This window comes from Halomonas rhizosphaerae (genome assembly GCF_030012485.1).
In the GTDB taxonomy this organism is placed as follows: Bacteria; Pseudomonadota; Gammaproteobacteria; order Pseudomonadales; family Halomonadaceae; genus Halomonas; species Halomonas rhizosphaerae.
In genome coordinates this window covers 15,119-32,938 of the sequence record NZ_JASCQQ010000011.1, presented here as the reverse complement: position 1 = coordinate 32,938, position 17,820 = coordinate 15,119, and the positions used below count along the sequence as shown (strand labels likewise).

Annotated in this window: 14 protein-coding genes; 5 read left to right on the top strand and 9 right to left on the bottom strand. The window is 67.9% G+C overall.

All coding sequences use genetic code 11. The features are described from left to right. The first annotated feature begins 2 nt into the window (after positions 1-2). The 5 genes from infB to pnp all read left to right on the top strand — a co-directional run bounded on the left by infB (position 3) and on the right by pnp (position 6,833). Entirely contained in the window at positions 3-2,531 is a 2,529-nt protein-coding gene (infB, locus tag QLQ86_RS05565) for a translation initiation factor IF-2 (protein ID WP_282736825.1), read from the top strand. Between the two features lie 18 nt (positions 2,532-2,549). After that, positions 2,550-2,999 carry a 30S ribosome-binding factor RbfA gene (gene rbfA, locus QLQ86_RS05560; protein ID WP_282736824.1) on the top strand — a complete coding sequence of 150 codons (450 nt, stop codon included), beginning with the start codon at positions 2,550-2,552 and terminating at the stop codon, positions 2,997-2,999. Then, positions 2,999-3,916, top strand: coding sequence for a tRNA pseudouridine(55) synthase TruB (truB, locus tag QLQ86_RS05555; protein ID WP_282816175.1), 918 nt, complete (start codon positions 2,999-3,001; stop codon positions 3,914-3,916). The genes rbfA and truB overlap by 1 nt, the downstream gene beginning before the upstream one ends. A gap of 79 nt (positions 3,917-3,995) precedes the next feature. Then, complete coding sequence (gene rpsO / locus QLQ86_RS05550) at positions 3,996-4,265, top strand: 30S ribosomal protein S15 (RefSeq protein WP_250062010.1); 270 nt, start codon at positions 3,996-3,998, stop codon at positions 4,263-4,265. A gap of 432 nt (positions 4,266-4,697) precedes the next feature. Next, complete coding sequence (pnp, locus tag QLQ86_RS05545; RefSeq protein ID WP_282736822.1) at positions 4,698-6,833, top strand: polyribonucleotide nucleotidyltransferase; 2,136 nt, start codon at positions 4,698-4,700, stop codon at positions 6,831-6,833. Between the two features lie 174 nt (positions 6,834-7,007). On the opposite strand, the gene QLQ86_RS05540 is transcribed toward pnp, so the two are convergent. The 9 genes from QLQ86_RS05540 to QLQ86_RS05500 all read right to left on the bottom strand — a co-directional run bounded on the left by QLQ86_RS05540 (position 7,008) and on the right by QLQ86_RS05500 (position 17,819). Then, positions 7,008-8,183 carry an acetyl-CoA C-acetyltransferase gene (locus QLQ86_RS05540; protein WP_282736821.1) on the bottom strand — a complete coding sequence of 392 codons (1,176 nt, stop codon included), beginning with the start codon at positions 8,181-8,183 and terminating at the stop codon, positions 7,008-7,010. Positions 8,184-8,397: 214 nt separating this feature from the next. Further along, positions 8,398-8,778, bottom strand: a complete 381-nt coding sequence (panD, locus tag QLQ86_RS05535) for an aspartate 1-decarboxylase (protein ID WP_282816174.1) — start codon at positions 8,776-8,778, stop codon at positions 8,398-8,400. A gap of 36 nt (positions 8,779-8,814) precedes the next feature. Continuing rightward, positions 8,815-9,663 (bottom strand): pantoate--beta-alanine ligase, encoded by an 849-nt coding sequence (gene panC / locus QLQ86_RS05530; RefSeq protein WP_282736819.1) that lies wholly within the window; start codon positions 9,661-9,663, stop codon positions 8,815-8,817. 25 nt (positions 9,664-9,688) lie between these two features. Further along, positions 9,689-10,480, bottom strand: coding sequence for a 3-methyl-2-oxobutanoate hydroxymethyltransferase (gene panB, locus QLQ86_RS05525; RefSeq protein WP_282816173.1), 792 nt, complete (start codon positions 10,478-10,480; stop codon positions 9,689-9,691). Between the two features lie 115 nt (positions 10,481-10,595). After that, complete coding sequence (gene folK / locus QLQ86_RS05520) at positions 10,596-11,093, bottom strand: 2-amino-4-hydroxy-6-hydroxymethyldihydropteridine diphosphokinase (RefSeq protein WP_282736817.1); 498 nt, start codon at positions 11,091-11,093, stop codon at positions 10,596-10,598. Beyond that, positions 11,090-12,487: a polynucleotide adenylyltransferase PcnB gene (gene pcnB / locus QLQ86_RS05515; RefSeq protein ID WP_282736816.1), complete on the bottom strand. Its 1,398-nt coding sequence runs from the start codon at positions 12,485-12,487 to the stop codon at positions 11,090-11,092. Before pcnB ends, folK begins: the two co-directional genes overlap by 4 nt. Positions 12,488-13,326: 839 nt before the next feature. Beyond that, on the bottom strand, positions 13,327-14,715 hold the full coding sequence (locus QLQ86_RS05510; RefSeq protein ID WP_282816172.1) for a sigma-54-dependent transcriptional regulator: 1,389 nt from the start codon (positions 14,713-14,715) through the stop codon (positions 13,327-13,329). Then, complete coding sequence (locus QLQ86_RS05505; protein WP_282816171.1) at positions 14,693-17,653, bottom strand: ATP-binding protein; 2,961 nt, start codon at positions 17,651-17,653, stop codon at positions 14,693-14,695. The genes QLQ86_RS05510 and QLQ86_RS05505 overlap by 23 nt, the downstream gene beginning before the upstream one ends. Then, entirely contained in the window at positions 17,643-17,819 is a 177-nt protein-coding gene (locus QLQ86_RS05500; protein ID WP_282816170.1) for a hypothetical protein, read from the bottom strand. Before QLQ86_RS05500 ends, QLQ86_RS05505 begins: the two co-directional genes overlap by 11 nt. Position 17,820 lies beyond the last annotated feature (1 nt).

The following is a 17,820-nucleotide window of genomic DNA, read 5'->3' as shown; positions in this document are numbered from 1 at the left end:
TAATGTCAGAAATGACCGTTAAGGATTTTGCAGCGAAGGTGGGGCGCGATGTGCCCCGCCTGCTGGAGCAGATGAAGGAAGCCGGGCTCGGTCAGAAGTCCGAGAGCGATGCCGTGTCCGAGGAGGACAAGCGTCAGCTGCTCGACTATCTCACCAAGAGCCATGGCGGCAGCGGCGCGGGGGCGAAGAACCGCATCACCCTGACGCGCAAGACGCGCAGCCGCATCAAGACCGGCGAGCGCGGCAAGAGCATCGAGGTTCAGGTGCGCAAGAAGCGCACCTACGTCAAGCGTGCCGAGGAAGAGACCAAGCCGGAGCCGACGGAAGACGCCGGGCCGCGCCAGCTGGTGGGCGACATGGCCGATTCCCAGCAGGCCCAGGCCGCCAAGGATGCCCGCGAGGCCGAGGAAGCCAAGGCGCGTGCCGCCGAGGAGTCTGCCCGCGAGGCCGCGGCCAAGCTCGAGGCCGAGAAGGCCGCCGCCGAGCCTGAAATCCCGGTGCCGGAGCTCGACACCGCCCCGCCCGCGGAGGAGCCGCCGGCCCCGCCCAAGGAGGGACGTCCCGAGCCGCGCCGCGCCGCCGTCAAGAAGGCGACCACCAAGGCCGGTGCCGGCAAGAAGGGCCGTGGCGAGCGCGACGACGACGATCGCGGTGACCGCGAGGAGCGTCGCCGTGGCGGCAAGAAGGCCAAGCGCGCCGAGCGTCGTGGTGGCCGCCGCGGTGGCGGCAGCCAGGGCGGTGGTGGCAAGCATGGCTTCCAGAAGCCGACCCAGCCGATCGTCCGCGAGGTCTCCATCCCCGAGTCGATCAGCGTCGCCGACCTGGCCGACAAGATGTCGATCAAGGCGAACGAGGTCATCAAGGCCATGTTCACCATGGGGGCGGCGGTGACCATCAACCAGACCATCGACCAGGACACCGCGGCCATCGTGGTCGAGGAGATGGGCCACAAGCCCAAGCTGGTCAAGGACGATGCGCTGGAGACCGAGGTCCTCGAGGGCATCTCCTACGAGGGCGAGGAGATCACCCGCTCGCCGGTGGTCACCGTGATGGGTCACGTCGACCACGGCAAGACCTCGCTGCTCGACTACATCCGCAAGGCCAAGGTGGCCACCGGCGAAGCCGGCGGCATCACCCAGCACATCGGTGCCTACCACGTGGAGGACGACCACGGTGGCGTGACCTTCCTGGATACCCCGGGCCACGCGGCGTTCACCGCCATGCGTGCCCGCGGTGCCAAGGCCACCGACGTGGTCGTGCTGGTGGTGGCCGCCGATGACGGCGTCATGCCCCAGACCATCGAGGCGATCGAGCACTCGCGTGCCGCCGAGGTGCCGATGGTGGTCGCGGTCAACAAGATCGACAAGCCGGGCATCGACCTGGACCGGATCAAGAACGAGCTCTCGCAGCACGGCGTGATCTCCGAGGAGTGGGGCGGCGATACCCAGTTCGTTCATGTCTCCGCGCACACCGGCGAGGGCATCGAGGAACTGCTGGAAGCCATCCAGCTGGTCTCCGAGGTGCTCGAGCTCAAGGCCGTCCCCGAGGCGCCCGGCAAGGGCGTGGTGGTCGAGTCTCGCCTGGACAAGGGCCGCGGCCCGGTGGCCACGGTGCTGGTCCAGAACGGTACCCTGAAGAAGGGCGACATCGTGCTGGCCGGCCTGCACTACGGCCGTGTCCGCGCGCTGACCAACGAGCTGGGCAAGCAGGTCGACGAGGCTGGCCCGTCCACCCCGGTGGAGATTCAGGGCCTGGACGGCACGCCCGAGGCGGGTGACGACTTCATGGTGCTGGCCGACGAGAAGAAGGCCCGCGAGGTCGCCAACTTCCGTCAGGGCAAGTACCGCGAGGTGCGCCTGGCGCGCCAGCAGAAGGCCAAGCTGGAGAACATGTTCAGCCAGATGGGCCAGGACGTGGCCGCCAAGCTCAACATCGTGCTCAAGGCCGACGTCCAGGGCTCCCTGGAAGCGATCAAGGGCGCCCTGGAAGAGCTCTCCACCGACGAGGTGGAAGTGGCCGTGGTCTCCTCCGGCGTGGGTGGCATCACCGGCACCGATGCCAACCTGGCACTGGCCAGTGACGCCATCGTGGTCGGCTTCAATGTGCGTGCCGATGCCGCGGCCCGCGAGATAATCGAGCGTGAAGGCCTGGACCTGCGCTACTACAGCGTCATCTACCAGCTGATCGACGAGGTCAAGCAGGCCATGAGCGGCATGCTGGCACCGGAGTGGAAGGAAGAGATCGTCGGCGTGGCCGAGGTTCGTGATGTCTTCCGTGCACCCAAGATCGGCGCGGTGGCCGGCTGCATGGTGGTCGAGGGCAGCGTCTTCCGTAACAAGAAGATCCGCGTGCTGCGCGACAACGTGGTGATCTACGAGGGCGAGCTCGAGTCCCTGCGCCGCTTCAAGGACGACGTCCAGGAAGTGCGCAACGGCATGGAGTGCGGCATCGGCGTGAAGAACTACAACGATGTCCAGGTCGGCGACAAGATCGAGGTCTTCGATCAGGTCAAGGTCGAGCGGACCCTCTAAGGGCGCGAGGAGTCGTACATGCGCGAGTTCAAGCGTACCGACCGGGTGGCCGACCAGCTCCAGAAGGAGCTGGCGGTGCTCATCCAGCGCGAGGTCAAGGATCCGCGGCTGGGCATGGTCACCGTCAGCGGCGTCGAGGTCAGTCGCGATCTCGGCTATGCCGACGTCCACGTGACCCTGCTGGGCGAGCAGACACCCGAACGCATCAAGGAGAACCTGGCGGTGCTCAAGCGGGCCGCCGGTTTCCTGCGCAGCCAGATCGCCCGTCGCATCAAGCTGCGCCATGTGCCGGAACTGCGCTTCCACTACGACGAGAGCGTGGTGCGTGGCCAGCGGCTCTCCTCGCTGATCGACGAGGCCGTCGCCAGCGACCAGGCCCAGCAGGACGAGGCGGCGGATGACGACCGCGGGCCGGCAGACGAGGGTTCGACAGGCAATGGTTCGGCAGACAGGGACGAGCGCGACTGATGGCACGGCGGCGTCGCGGATTGCCGGTGAACGGCGTGCTGCTTCTGGACAAGCCCCCGGGCCTGTCCAGCAACCATGCGCTGCAGCGGGCCCGGCGCCTGTTCCAGGCCCAGAAGGCCGGTCATACGGGAACGCTGGACCCCATGGCCACCGGCCTGCTGCCGGTGTGCTTCGGCGAGGCGACCAAGTTCTCCGCCCACCTGCTGGACGCCGACAAGGTCTACCGCACCCGGGTGGAGCTCGGCGCGATCACCGACACCGGTGATGCCGAGGGCGAGGTGGTCGAGCGCCGCGCGGTGCCTCGGCTGACCGAGGCCGACGTCGAGGGCGTGCTGGCGCGCTTCCGCGGGGAGATCGATCAGGTGCCGCCGATGTACTCGGCGCTCAAGCATCAGGGGCGCAAGCTCTACGAGCTGGCCCGCGAAGGCAAGTCGATCGAGCGTGCAGCCAGGCGCGTGACGGTGTATGATGCGCGCCTTCTTGCCCTTGCTGATACCGCCTTCGAACTCGAAGTGCGTGTGAGCAAGGGTACCTATATCCGTACCCTGGCCGAGGACATCGGCCAGGCTCTGGGCTGCGGGGCGCACATCAGCGCGCTGCGCCGCCTGGAGACGGGCCCCTTCACGAGCGAGGGCATGCTGACCCTCGACGCGCTGGAGGCCCTGCCCGGCCAGGCCGAGCGCGAGGCGGTGCTGTGGCCCGTCGACGTGCTGGTCGACCACCTGCCACGGCTCGAGGTCGATGCCGTGGCGGCCAGCCGGCTGACCCATGGCCAGGCGGCCCGGGTCGAGACCGGCGAGCTGGCCGGGGACGAGACGGCAAGACTCTACTGCGACGGGGCCTTCCTGGGCCTCGGCGTGGTGGCGGGGCCACAGGAGGTGGCGCCGAAACGGCTGCTGAGCACCGCAGCCGATTGAAGGGAGAGACGCCCGAGACTGCAAATATGCGTGGTCTCACACACTCATCATTCAGGCATATTGCTTACTGGAGAGACAGATGGCACTGACAGCCGAGCAGAAGTCCGCAATCGTCAACGAGTACGGTCGTGGCGAGAACGACACCGGTTCCCCCGAAGTGCAGGTGGCCCTGCTGAGCGCCAACATCGATGGCCTGCAGGACCACTTCAAGACCAACAAGCAGGATCACCACTCCCGTCGTGGCCTGATCCGCATGGTCAACCAGCGCCGCAAGCTGCTGGACTACCTGAAGCGCAAGGATTTCGAGCGCTATCAGTCGCTGATCCAGCGCCTGGGCCTGCGCCGCTAAGCGACGCATCCCACGCGGTAATGGAACGGGCAGCCTACGGGCTGCCCGTTTTGTATTGGTAATTATTTGATTTCAAGTAGTTATCGGGCTCTGGAAGAGCGAGGGGCGCTGGGGGGAAGCCGAAGAGGAGGTCCTACGCCAGGGGTGAGGAGCACTGCTCCGAACGGGCTGGCCATGGATGGCCAGCACCGGTCCTGCGAGCGGAGCAGGATGCGAGAGCGAAGCAGGGCGTCGGTAGCGTACAGGGAGGTATTCACAGCGCCTCCTCGATGGTCCGACACTTCGGGGCTTGCCGCCAGATCAGGCCCGAGCGATGCATGCTGATGCGATACCCAGGAAATGTCACTAGCCGGTGGCCGCCGCGGGCGTCAACCCCTAAAATGGTCGCCGAGTCAAAACGACCCAAACACAGAAAAGTTGAAGGAAGTCGCCGTGAACCCGGTCAAGAAAACGTTTCAGTACGGTCGCAGCACCGTCACCCTGGAAACCGGGCGCATCGCCCGCCAGGCTACCGGTGCCGTGATGGTCACCATGGACGACACCGTGGTGCTGTGCACCGTGGTGGCCAAGAAGGAGGCAAATCCTGCTCAGCCCTTCTTCCCGCTGGGGGTGTTCTATCAGGAGAAGACCTATGCGGTCGGCAAGATCCCCGGCGGTTTCTTCAAGCGCGAAGGGCGTCCCACCGAGAAGGAGACTCTCACCTCGCGGCTGATCGACCGCCCGATCCGTCCGCTCTTCCCCAAGGGCTTCATGAACGAGGTGCAGGTGGTCTGCTCGGTGCTCTCCACCGACCGCAACCATGACCCGGACATCGCCGCGATGCTCGGTACCTCCGCCGCCCTGGCCATCTCCGGCGTGCCCTTCAACGGCCCGATCGGCGCCGCGCGGGTGGGCTTCACCGAGGACAACGGCTACTTCCTCAACCCCACCGTCGAGGAGCTGACCGGCTCCGAGCTCAACATGGTGGTCGCCGGGACCGAGAAGGCGGTGCTGATGGTCGAGTCCGAGGCCAACGAGCTGCTCGAGGACGAGATGCTCGGCGCCGTGCTCTATGCCCATCAGGAGATGCAGGTGGCCATCCAGGCCATCAACGAGCTGGTCGCCGAGGCGGGCAAGCCGAAGTGGGACTGGCAGCCGCCCGCCGAGAACACCGCCCTCAAGGGCGCCATGGCCGATGCCTTCGAGCAGAAGGTCGGCGAGGCCTATCGCATCACCGACAAGATGGCCCGCCAGGACGCTCTTTCCGCTCTCAAGGATCAGGCGGTGGAGCAGTTCGCCGGCGAGGAAGAGGGCAAGTACGACGCCGACGAGGTCAAGGGCGCCTTCGCCGGCCTGGAGAAGCGCGTGGTGCGTTCGCGCGTGGTCAAGGGCGAACCGCGCATCGACGGCCGCGACCACAAGACCGTGCGTCCGCTCTCCATTGAGGTCGGCACCCTGCCCAAGACCCATGGCTCGGCGATCTTCACCCGCGGCGAGACCCAGGCCATCGTGGTGGCGACGCTGGGCACCCTGCGTGACTCCCAGCTGATCGAGTCGCTGGAGGGCGAGCGCAAGGACCGCTTCCTGCTGCACTACAACTTCCCCCCCTACAGCGTGGGTGAGGCCGGCTTCATGGGCGGTCCCAAGCGCCGCGAGATCGGCCATGGCCGCCTGGCGCGTCGCGGCGTGCAGGCGATGCTGCCCGACGAGGCGGAGTTCCCCTACACCATCCGCGTGGTCTCCGAGATCACCGAGTCCAACGGCTCGAGCTCCATGGCCTCCGTGTGCGGCTCGTCGCTGGCCCTGATGGATGCCGGCGTGCCGATGAAGGCCCCGGTGGCCGGCATCGCCATGGGCCTGGTCAAGGATGAGGACGGCTTCGCCGTGCTCACCGACATCCTGGGTGACGAGGACCACCTCGGCGACATGGACTTCAAGGTGGCCGGCAGCGCCGAGGGCGTCACCGCCCTGCAGATGGACATCAAGATCGAGGGCATCAACGAGGAGATCATGGAGGCGGCCCTGCAGCAGGCCTATGACGCCCGCCAGCAGATCCTCGAGCAGATGAACACGGTGATCGCCCAGAGCCGTGCCGAGGTCTCCGAGAACGCCCCCTCCATGGCCACCATCAAGATCGACCCGGAGAAGATCCGCGACGTCATCGGCAAGGGTGGTGCCACCATCCGCAAGATCTGCGAGGACACCGGCGCCTCCATCGACCTCGACGACGACGGCACCGTGCGCATCTATGCCGAGGACAAGTCGGCGGCCAAGGCGGCCATCGACACCGTGCTGGCGATCACCGCCGAGCCCGAGATTGGCAAGCTCTACCGCGGCAAGGTGGTGCGCATCGCCGACTTCGGCGCCTTCGTCAACATCATGCCCGGCACCGACGGCCTGGTGCACATCTCCCAGATCGTGCCGGAGCGGGTCAACGACGTGCGCGACTTCCTCAACGAGGGCGATGAGCCCATCGTCAAGGTGCTCGATATCGACAATCGCAACCGGGTGAAGCTCACCATCAAGGAGATCACCCCGGAAGAGAAGGCGGCGTTCGAGGCCGAGGAGGCCGCCGAGCCCCAGTTGTAAGCGACCGCCTTCGGCGAGCCGCAAGCGCCAAGGAACAAGACGCAAGGAAAACCGCCGCCGGGGCTACCCCCGGCGGCGGTTTCTTGTGTAGGCCGAAAAGAACATGCCCCGGGAAGAATCCCGGGGCATGCTGCCTGCTTGGCGCTTGGCGCTTGGCGCTTGGCGCTTGGCGCTTTAGCGCTCGATGGCCAACGCCACGCCCTGCCCACCGCCGATGCACAGCGTCGCCAGGCCCTTCTTGGCATCACGGGCGATCATCTCGTGGACCAGGGTCACCAGGATGCGACAGCCGGAGGCACCGATGGGGTGGCCGATGGCGATGGCGCCACCGTTGACGTTGATCTTGCTGACATCCCAGCCCAGTTCCTTGTTGACGGAGAGGGCCTGGGCGGCGAAGGCCTCGTTGGCCTCGACCAGGTCCAGGTCCTCCAGGCTCCAGCCGGCCTTCTCGAGGCAGCGACGGGTGGCCGGGGCCGGACCGATGCCCATGATGGAGGGGTCGACACCGGCATTGCTGTAGGCCTTGATGCGGGCCAGCGGCTCGAGACCCAGGGCCTTGGCCTTGTCGGCGGAGCAGAGCATCACCACGGCGGCCCCGTCGTTGATGGAGGAGGCATTGCCGGCGGTGACGGTACCGTCCTTCTTGAAGGCCGGACGCATGCCGCCAAGCTTCTCGGCGGTCACGTCACGCGGGCCCTCGTCGGTGTCGAAGACCACCGGGTCGCCCTTGCGCTGGGGGATCTCCACCGGCACGATCTGGCTCTTGAACTTGCCTTCCCTGATGGCGGCCGCGGCCTTCTGCTGGGAGCCGGCGGCGAATTCGTCCATCTCCTCGCGGGTGATGCCGTATTTCTCCGCCAGGTTCTCGGCCGTGATGCCCATGTGGTAGTTGTTGAAGGCATCCCACAGGCCGTCGTGGACCATGGTGTCGATGGCCTTCCAGTCACCCATGCGCTGGCCGGTCCGGGAGTTGGGCAGCACGTGGGGCGAGGCGGACATGTTCTCCTGGCCGCCGGCGAGGATCAGCTCGGCGTCGCCGAGCATGATGGCCTGAGCGCCCAGATGCAGAGCCTTGAGGCCCGACCCGCAGACCTTGTTGATGGTCATGGCCGGCACGGCATCCGGCAGGCCGGCCTTGATGGAGGCCTGGCGGGCGGGGTTCTGGCCGACCCCGGCGGTGAGCACCTGGCCGAGCAGTACCTCGTCGACCTGATCACCGGCCACACCGGTAGAGGCCAGGATGTCCTTGATGACATGGGCACCCAGGTCGCTGGCGGGAATGCCGGCCAGGGAGCCACCGAAGGTGCCGACGGCAGTGCGGCGAGCGGCAACAATCACCACGTCTTGCATGGGAGATACTCCTGAAGAATGACTAGCGGGCTTGCGGCCGTGTCTGGAGGACAACCTGAGATCGAAGACGTCTCAGACAGAGCCGGGTCTTCCAGCATAGGGGACGCTTGTGCGTCGCGGCAATGCTTCCATGGCCGAATGCACGGGGAGGTACCGGGGGGAGAGCGCAGCTCGGGAGGTGCGGCACCCCGCAGGGTGCCGTGGGAGGCCGGTGTCAGGCCATCTGGACGGGGATGGCGTTGCTGGTGTGGCTGATCACATTGCCCTCCTGGAGGTAGACCAGGGCCGGTGCGTGGGCCTCGAGTTCCGCGTCGCTGTAATGGGCATAGCTGCAGATGATCACGCGCTGCCCTTCACTCGCCAGGTGAGCCGCGGCGCCATTCACCGAGATGATCCTCGAGCCCTCTTCCGCGCGGATGGCGTAGGTAGTGAAGCGCTGGCCATTCTCGACGTTGTAGATCTGGATCTGCTCGTTCTCGCGGATGCCGGCCATGTCGAGCAGCTCGCCGTCGATGGCGCAGGAGCCCTCGTAGTTGAGCACGGCATGGGTGACACGGGCCATGTGCAGCTTGGCCTTGAGCATGATGGTTTGCATGGAGCTTAGGTTCCTCTGTTTGACGTCGCCACGCCTTCAGCGTGGCAGGGTCAGGCTCAGGTTATCGATCAGTCGGGTCGGGCCCAGGCGCGCCGCGGCAAGCAGGACGGCCTCGCGGGTGGTCGTCGTCACCTGCCCCAGGTCGGCGTCGCGAAGCTCCAGGTAGTCCGGCGTGAAGCCGGCCTCCTTCAGCCGGGCGAGGCCATCGGCCAGGGTCTCGTCGCTGTCGGCGCCGGCCTCCAGGGCATCGCGCAGCGCGCACAGGGTGCGGTAGAGCGCCGGGGCGGTGGCGCGCTGGTCGGCATCCAGGTAGCCGTTGCGCGAGGAGAGGGCCAGGCCGTCCGCAGCGCGCACGATGGGCACGCCGACGACCTCCACGGGGACATGCAGGTCGGCCACCAGGCGGCGGATCACCGCCAGCTGCTGGTAGTCCTTCTCGCCGAAGCAGGCCACATCGGGCTGCACCAGGTGGAAGAGCATGGTGACGATGGTGGCGACGCCATCGAAGTGCCCGGGCCGGTCGCCACCGCAGAGCCCCTCGCTGACTTCGGGCACGCAGACCCGGGTCTGGGCCGCGAGGCCGCGCGGGTAGAGGGTCGTCGTCTCGGGCGCGAACAGCAGGTCGCAGCCGGCCTCCTCGAGCATCGCCTGGTCCTCGACGAGGGTCCGCGGGTAGGCGTCCAGGTCCTCGCCGGCACCGAACTGCAGCGGGTTGACGAAGATGGTCGCCACGACCACGTCGCCCCGGCGACGTGCCTCCGCCACCAGCGCCAGGTGGCCGTCGTGCAGGTTGCCCATGGTCGGCACCAGGGCGACGCGCTGGCCTCGGCGACGGAACTCGTCCAGGGCCTCGCGCAGGGGCGGAATCTCTCGCAGGGTACGCATCGCGGCGAGCTCCTCGAAACGCGGCTTAGAAACAGTGCTCTAGGGCGGGGAAGCGGCGGGCCTTGACGTCCTCGTGGTAGCGGCGGAAGGCGCCCTGGATATCGTCGGCCTCAACCATGAAGTTCTTCACGAAGCGCGGCGTGCGGCCGTGGGTCACGCCCAGCACGTCGTGCATCACCAGGATCTGGCCATCGGTGTCGGGGCCGGCGCCGATGCCGATCACCGGCACCTCCAGCGCCTCGCTCACCGCCCGGCCCAGGCTTGCCGGCACACACTCGAGCAGGATCACCGAGGCGCCGGCCTCGACCAGCGTGCGGGCATCCTCGAGGATCCGGGTCGCCTGCTCGGCCTCGCGTCCCTGTACCTTGTAGCCGCCCAACTGGTAGACCGACTGGGGCGTCAGGCCCAGGTGGGCGCAGACCGGCACGCCACGCCGGGTCAGTTCGCGAATGCCGTCGGCCATCCAGGCCTCGCCCTCGACCTTGACCAGCTCGGCCCCGGCGCGCATCAGCTCGCCGGCATCCTGGAGCAGGCGTTCGGTGCTCGAGTTGCTCATGAAGGGCAGGTCGACCATCAGCAGGCTGGCGCCCTTGCCGCGGGCCACGCAGTGGGTGTGGTAGCAGACCTCGTCGAGGGTCACCGGCAGGGTGCTGGCGTGACCCTGCAGGACCATGCCCAGCGAATCGCCCACCAGCAGCACCTCGATGCCCGCCTCTCCGGCCGCCCGGGCGAAGGAGGCGTCGTAGGCGGTCAGGCAGCTGAACGGCTCACCGGCGCGCTTGAAGGCCTGCAGCGTGCTCAGGGTGACGGTTTTCATGGCGTGCTCTCATCGTCTGGTCGTGGGAGGCCTCCGGCGGGCCTGCCTCGGTGTAACCTGAGATTGTTACCCGAATCATGCCGAAGTGTCGATAGGTAACAATGTGGGGTGTTCCTCAGCCTTGCGGTAACACCGGCCGCAGCTCCCCGGTGTCGAGCCCGGCGGCCAGTTGCGCCAGGGGGCGACCGCCGAGCACCAGGGTCGGGGCCAGCTCGGCCAGCGGGACCAGCACGAAGGCGCGCTTTACCATCTCCGGGTGGGGCAGTGTCAGCCGTGGCAACGTGACCCGCTGGTCATCGAAGAGTAGCAGGTCCAGGTCCAGGGTCCGGGGCCCCCAGCGCCGGCCGCGCACGCGGTCGTGGCGCTGTTCCAGGGCCTGCAACTGGTCGAGCAGGGCGAGCGGCGAGAGCCGCGTCTCCAGGTGCGCCACGGCATTGATGTAGTCGGGCTGGTCGGCGGGCCCCACCGGCGCGCTGGCATAGAGTCGTGAGGCGGCAATGCGACGGGTCAGGGGAAGGCGGTCGAGCTCGCCAAGGGCGCGCTCGACATGTGCTCGCGGGCCGTCGAGGTTGCTGCCCAGGCCGATCCAGGCATGGTGCCACCAAGGGCTCATGTGTCGCTCGCGGGGCCCCGCGGCTTGCGGCGGCGACGGCGGCGCTTGCGCGGCTGGCCGCTGCCGGCCGGGTCGGCACCGACCTTGCCCAGCAGGCGGCGCTGCTCGTGCTCGTCGGCCTGCTGGAAGGCGGTCCACCAGTCACCCAGGCCGGGTGTGATCTCACCGGCGCCTTCGCGCAGCAGCAGGAAGTCGTAGGCGGCCCGGAAGCGCGGGTGCTCGCGGGTCTGGAAGACGCGCTTGCCGCGGCGCAGCGGCAGCCGCTGCTGCAGGTCCCAGATGTCGCGCATCGGCAGGCTGAAGCGCTTGGGGATGGAGATGTGCTGGAGCTGGCGCGAGACCACCTGCTGGGACGCCGTCTGGAGCGCGGGGATGGACGGCATGCCATCGGCCTCGAGGATCGCCTGGCGCTGCTGGACGGGGGCCCAGAGCAGGGCGGCAAACAGGAAGGCCGGGGTCACCGGGCGGTCCTCGGCGATGCGCCGGTCGGTGCTCTCCAGCGCCAGCTCGACCAGGCGCTCGGCCCAGGGCAGCTCCTCCATGGCCTCGTCGGCCTCCGGGAAGAGCATCGCGAAGAGCCCGTAGTCGCGCAGCAGGTGGAAGGTAGCGACGCCCTGGCCGGCCATGAACAGCTTGAGGATCTCATCGAACAGCCGCGCCGGGGGGATCTGCAGCAGCAGCGGTGCGGCGTCGTGGATGGGGGCCTCGGTGGCCGGGTCGAGGTGGAAGTCGAGCTTGGCGGCGAAGCGCACCGCCCTGAGCATCCTCACCGGGTCCTCGCGATAGCGGGTCGCCGGGTCGCCGATCAGCCGCAGGGTGCGGGCCTCGATGTCGTGCACGCCGTCGGCGAAGTCGTGGATCGAGAAGTCGGCGATGTTGTAGTAGAGGGCATTGACGGTGAAGTCGCGGCGCAGGGCGTCTTCCTCGATGTTGCCCCAGACATTGTCGCGCAGCAGCAGCCCATCGTCCGACTGCTGGGAGATATGGTCGGCGTGATCATCGTTGGGCTTGCCGCGGAAGGTGGTGACCTCGATCACCTCGCGCCCGAAGCGGACATGCACGATGCGAAAGCGCCGGCCGATGATGCGCGAGTTGCGAAACAGGTCCTTGACCTGCTCCGGGGTGGCATCCGTGGCGACATCGAAGTCCTTGGGCATGTGGCCGAGCAGCGCATCGCGGATGCACCCGCCCACCAGGAAGGCCTGGAAGCCGGCGTTGTGAAGCCGGTAGAGCACCTTGAGGGCGGCGTCGCTGAAGTGCTGACGCGAGACAGGGTGTTCCTGGCGGGGAATGATGCGCGGCCCGGTGCTGCCGGCCGGCGCATCCTGAGGGCCGAACAGCGATTTGATGCGCTCGCCCGGACTCTGCAGAAAGCGGGTAAAACCTTTGATCATGCGGCGATATCGACTCGCGGGACGCGGAAAGCGTTGAGTGTAGCCGACCACTGACACCTTGCAAAGCGCGGTACGGTGCCGAGGTCGTCCAGAAAGCAGAAAGGGGAGGCCATTGGCCTCCCCTGTAAGCAGGATGCAGCATCCCTGCTGCTGATTCTTCTTCGTGATGGCGCATCGCCCTGAATACGCACCACAGTCACCAAGGAGTGTTCAGGCAAGCGGTGTTGTTGTGTTTGTTGGTGCTCCTGACGGCGACCGTCTCGTATTCAAAACAATAGTCCAACCACGACGGCATGGAAGCATGCCTCCTCCCGGCTTGTTGATGTTGTTGCCGAGAGTGCACCTCGACGGCCCGTTATCATTGTTGGTCGGCCGTACCCGGGTGCGTCGCGTCCTGATGGCTCCGGTGCTTCGAGCAGTTTGTTCTTGTTGGGGCCCGAAGGCCTCGCGCCGTGCCGATGCTGTTCTTGTTGTCGGCAAGCGCCGAAGTCGTAGGGGCCCGGGTGTCTTGTTGTTGTTGTCGGGTCGGGCCCTGTCACAGCCTGGCTGCCCTCTTGTTGTTGTTGGCAGCGGGTGACGTCCGGATTTGTTTTTCTTGCCCTAGGTATAGCAGGCCGCGTGCCACCGACGGATAAAAACCGAAAAAACAAATGGTTGTGATGAGGTGGAAAAGTTCACGTCCCGGCGTGCGGGTGGAGTGTTACCCGTTCGGCCCCGTTACGGGGCACTGGCTGTGTGGGAAGGTAACAAATGGTGCAAGCGGGATGGCGGGAAGGGGGCAAGACGCGCTTGCGGACGATGCCGCGGGGTCTTGCACCATGGTCGCATGGTCAGCCGCCTCAGCCCGTGTTGCGGCGTGGGCTCTTCTTGCGGGGGATGCCCAGGCGCTGGCGGCGCTCCCACAGGCATTTGCGGCTGATGCCGAGCTTCTGGGCGAGTTCGGTCTCGCTCATCTGGTCCTGGTGCTCCAGCACGAAGTGCTGGAAGTAGTCCTCCAGGGAGAGGTCCTCCTCGTCGCCGGCCTCCTGCTCCTCCTGGCGGGCGATGGCTGGCGCGGGTGCCGGGGACCTGCCCGGCGGCTGGGGCGTCGGCGCGAGCCCCAGGTCGTCGGGATGGATGAGGTGGCCCTCGGCGAGGATCACGCCGCGCTCCAGCGCATTCTCCAGCTCGCGCACGTTGCCTGGCCAGGGATAGTCGCGGATGGTGCGCCGGGCGGCCCGCGAGAGTCGCAGCCCGTCGCGCTCGTGGCGCCGGCAGGCCTTCTCCAGCAGGACATCGGCGATCTCGAGGATGTCGTCCTCGCGCTCGCGCAGGGCGGGCAGGTCGATCTGCATCACGTTGAGACGGTAGTAGAGGTCGAGGCGGAACTCGCCGGTCTTCGACAGGCTCTGCAGGTCGCGGTGGGTGGCGGCGATCAGGCGCACGTCGACATGGCGGGTTTCCACCGAGCCGATCTTGCGGATCTCGCCCTCCTGCAGCACCCGCAGCAGGCGAGCCTGGGCGTCGAGCGGCAGTTCGCCGATCTCGTCGAGGAAGAGGGTGCCGCCATCGGCGGCCTCGACCAGGCCGGTACGCGCGGCACTGGCCCCCGTGAAGGCGCCCTTCTCGTGCCCGAACAGCTCGGACTCGATCAGCGTCTCCGGGATGGCGGCGCAGTTGACGCAGACCAGCGGGGCATGGGCGCGGCGGCTCTGCTGGTGCAGGGCGCGGGCGACCAACTCCTTGCCGGTGCCCGACTCGCCCTGGATCAGTACGGTGACATCGGCCGGTGCCGCCTTGCGGATGCGCGTGTAGACCACCTGCATGGCGGGGCAGTTGCCGATCATCGGCTGGCGGGTGCCGCCGGGTTCGGTGATGTCGGGCGGCTCGCCCTGCTGCGAGGCCTGCCGGTGCAGCACCCGGGCCACGGTCTCGAGCAGTTCGTCGTGGTCGAAGGGCTTGGCCACATAGTCCACGGCCCCGAGTTTCAGCGCCTCCACCGCGGAGCGCATGCTGGCGTAGCTGGTCATGATCAGCACCGGCACGGGGGCGGCGCGGGCGATCAGCTCGGTGCCGGGCTCGCCGGGCAGCCGCAGGTCGCTGATCACCAGGTCGAAGCCCTGGGGCTCGAGCGCCAGGGCCTCGGCCACCGAGCCGGCCTCGCTGACCCGGTGGTCGTGGCGCTCCAGCAGCCGCTTCAGGGCGCTGCGGATGATGGCTTCGTCTTCAACGATCAGGATCCGGCTCATCGGTGCTGTCACCATGCTCTGGGTTGAGGGGCAGCCACAGGTGGATGCGGGTGCCGTTGGCCTGCCCGGGGGGCGGGGAGTCGATATCGATCTGGCCGCCGTGCTCGGCAATGATGCTGTAGACCAGCGGCAGGCCGAGGCCCGTGCCCTCGCCGGGGGGCTTGGTGGTGGTGAAGGGCTCGAACAGGTGGTCGCGCACCCGCTCGTCGATGCCGTGGCCCTGGTCGGTGACGGTGACGTGAAGCCACTTGCCCTCTGGGGCGGCATCGATGATCACCTCGCCGCCCGGGGTGCTGGCGTCGCGGGCGTTGCCGAGCAGGTTGACCATCACCTGCAGCAGCCGCTGGGCATCTCCGGTGACCTCGAGCCCGGCCGGACAACGGTTGTGATAGTGGATATCCTCCCCCGAGCGGGCAAGGTGGATCAAGTGCAGGGCCTCGTCGGTCAGCGTGTCGAGCGACACCGGGGCGAAGGGCCGGCCGGTCACGTGGCGACCGCCATGGGCGAAGCCCACCAGCGACTCGACGATGCGCGAGATGCGGTCGGTGAGCTGCTGGATCTGGGTGGCGGTCTCCAGCACCTCCGGGTCGTCGGTGTCGTAGCGCAGGTTCTGGGCCAGCGAGGAGATCCCGGTGACGGGGTTGCCGATCTCGTGGGCCACGCCCGCCGCCAGCTGGCCGATGGAGGCCAGCCGGGCGGCATGCACCAGCTCGTCCTCCAGCCACTTCATCTCGCTGTGGTCCTCCACCAGGACCACGGTGCCGCCACGCATCTCCTCATCGGCCTCCAGCTCGGCCTTGTGCAGGCTCAGGTAGCGGGTGGTGCCGTCGAGCGTCACCGGTTGCTTGTAGAGGTGGTCATGATGCTCGAGAAGCACGCGTCCCAGCAGGGCCCCCCAGGGTGGCGGCAGGCCATCGCGGCGCGAGCCGACCACGCTACTGCCATCGATTCCGGAAAGCTCGGCGAGGGCGTCGTTCCACATCAGCAGCTCGTCATCGACGCCGAAGGCACACAGGCCCACCGGCAGCCGGGTGAGCATGCGGCGGTGGTAGCGGCGCAGGCCGTCGAGCTCCCGGGCCAGGCCGGTCAGCCGGGTGCGATAGGCCTCCAGGCGGCTCTCGACGAAGTGGATGTCGTCATTGGGCTCCAGGCCGCCACGGCGATAGGGCAGGTGGCGGTCGACGATGTCCTGGGCCACCGAGGGACCCATCAGCCCCGATAGGTTGGCCTGGATGCGGTCGCGCAGACGACGCAGGGCATAGGGACGGCCATCCAGCGGCGACAGGCCCAGGTCGGTCAGGGCGCGGTCGACCTCGCGACCGGCGACCTCCTCGCCCAGGGCGCGGGCCAGGTGGTGCTTGAATTCCTCGCCGTTGCCGGCCACCAGCGGCAGGCGCTTGGGACGGATCACCGCATCCACCGAGCAGGCCTCGGCCGCGGCCCGCTCGCCGGCGGAGGTCGGCGTGATCAGCGAGACCAGGATGAGGGTCAGGATGTTGACCGCCAGCGAGACCAGCGTCACCACGTACCAGACCGGCTCGCCGGCCAGCGCCTCGAGGCCCGGCGGCAGCAGCACCAGGGCCGGAACGTCGCTCAGCAGGGGCACCCAGGTACCGGCGAGCCACACCAGCACGCCCGCCGTCAGCCCGCTGACCATGCCCTTGCGGTTGGCGCCCGGCCAGTAGAGCAGCGCGAGCATGCCCGGCAGGCACTGGGCCATGCCGATGAAGGCGGCCAGCCCCAGGGTGGTGAGGTCGTGGTTCACCCCCACCAGGCGGTAGAAGAGCCAGCCGCCGAGGATCACCGCCATGATCAGCGCACGACGCAGCCAGCGCAGCCAGCGATAGAGGTCGGGCTGGTCCACCGGGGGGTGGGCGACCAGCACCAGGTGGTTGAGGATCATGCCCGACAGTGCCAGGGAGATGATGATCATGGTGCCGCTGGTGGCCGCCAGGCCGGCGATGAACACCAGCCCCTGTAGCCACAGCGACTCGGAGAGCCCGTAGGCCAAGTAGGCGGTGCCGAGCCCGCCTGCGTCGACTCCCAGGCGCTGGGCGGCCCACAGGATCAGCGGCACCGGCAGCGCCATCAGCAGCAGGAACAGCGGCAGCGTCCAGGCGGCCTGGAGGAGGGTGCGCCGCGAGAGGGTCTCGGCGAAGGTGATGTGGAACATGTGCGGCATGAGGAAGGCCGCGGCGAAGAACAGCAGCAGCAGGGTGCGCCACTGGGCCGGGTCGAGGTGGGCGACGCGTGCCTGGGCCGCACGCCCCGGGCCGTCCAGCCAGGCCTGGAGGTCCGTGGGACCATCGAAGACCACGAACAGCGCGAAGGCCCCCAGTGCCAGCATGGCGGTGAGCTTGACCAGCGACTCCAGGGCGATCACCGCTAGCAGGGTGTCGTGGCGGGCGTGCAGCCGGGTGTGGCGGGCGCCGAAGAGGATGGCGAACAGCGCGATCAGCGCGCAGAACAGCAGGGCCAGCAGGGCCGGCGAGGCGCTACCGGTCATCAGGTAGATGGTGTCGCCCAGGGTCTGCACCTGGAGGGCCAGCAGCGGCAGCACGGCCAGCAGGCTGACCAGGGTGATCAGGGTGCCGACCCAGCGCGAACGGAAGCGGAAGGCGAAGAGGTCGGCCAGCGAGGCCAGCTGGTAGGTCCGGGTCATGCGCTGGATCGGCACCAGCAGGACCGGGGCGAGCAGGAAGGCGCCCGCCACCCCCAGGTAGTAGGCGAGGTAGCCGTAGCCGGCATTGCCGGCCAGCTCCAGGCTGCCGTAGATCGCCCAGGCGCTGGCGTAGACGCCCAGCGCCAGGGTGTAGACCGCCGGGTGGCGGGCGATGCGCGTGGGAATCCAGTGCCGCTCCACCGCCAGGGCAGCGAGGAACAGCAGCAGCAGGTAGCCGCTGCCGAGGGCCAGCAAGCCGCCGAGGCTAGCGTTCATCGAGCTTCCTCTTCTGCTCCAGCCACAGGGTCAGGGCGATCAGCACCCCCCAGATGACGAAGGGGCGATACCAGGCCACCTCGGGGCTGGCCCAGCCGCTCATCAGCAGCGGCGAGAGCAGGTACCCGCCGAAGACCAGGAAGAGCATGATGCGATGGACGTACATG

Excerpts from the sequence above, each read along its gene's own strand:
- infB (WP_282736825.1), top strand. The coding sequence starts at position 3 with ATGTCAGAAATGACCGTTAAGGATTTTGCAGCGAAGGTGGGGCGCGAT.
- rbfA (WP_282736824.1), top strand. The coding sequence starts at position 2,550 with ATGCGCGAGTTCAAGCGTACCGACCGGGTGGCCGACCAGCTCCAGAAG.
- truB (WP_282816175.1), top strand. The coding sequence starts at position 2,999 with ATGGCACGGCGGCGTCGCGGATTGCCGGTGAACGGCGTGCTGCTTCTG.
- rpsO (WP_250062010.1), top strand. The coding sequence starts at position 3,996 with ATGGCACTGACAGCCGAGCAGAAGTCCGCAATCGTCAACGAGTACGGT.
- QLQ86_RS05540 (WP_282736821.1), bottom strand. The coding sequence starts at position 8,183 with ATGCAAGACGTGGTGATTGTTGCCGCTCGCCGCACTGCCGTCGGCACC.
- panD (WP_282816174.1), bottom strand. The coding sequence starts at position 8,778 with ATGCAAACCATCATGCTCAAGGCCAAGCTGCACATGGCCCGTGTCACC.
- panC (WP_282736819.1), bottom strand. The coding sequence starts at position 9,663 with ATGCGTACCCTGCGAGAGATTCCGCCCCTGCGCGAGGCCCTGGACGAG.
- panB (WP_282816173.1), bottom strand. The coding sequence starts at position 10,480 with ATGAAAACCGTCACCCTGAGCACGCTGCAGGCCTTCAAGCGCGCCGGT.
- folK (WP_282736817.1), bottom strand. The coding sequence starts at position 11,093 with ATGAGCCCTTGGTGGCACCATGCCTGGATCGGCCTGGGCAGCAACCTC.
- pcnB (WP_282736816.1), bottom strand. The coding sequence starts at position 12,487 with ATGATCAAAGGTTTTACCCGCTTTCTGCAGAGTCCGGGCGAGCGCATC.
- QLQ86_RS05510 (WP_282816172.1), bottom strand. The coding sequence starts at position 14,715 with ATGAGCCGGATCCTGATCGTTGAAGACGAAGCCATCATCCGCAGCGCC.
- QLQ86_RS05505 (WP_282816171.1), bottom strand. The coding sequence starts at position 17,653 with ATGAACGCTAGCCTCGGCGGCTTGCTGGCCCTCGGCAGCGGCTACCTG.
- QLQ86_RS05500 (WP_282816170.1), bottom strand. The coding sequence starts at position 17,819 with ATGTACGTCCATCGCATCATGCTCTTCCTGGTCTTCGGCGGGTACCTG.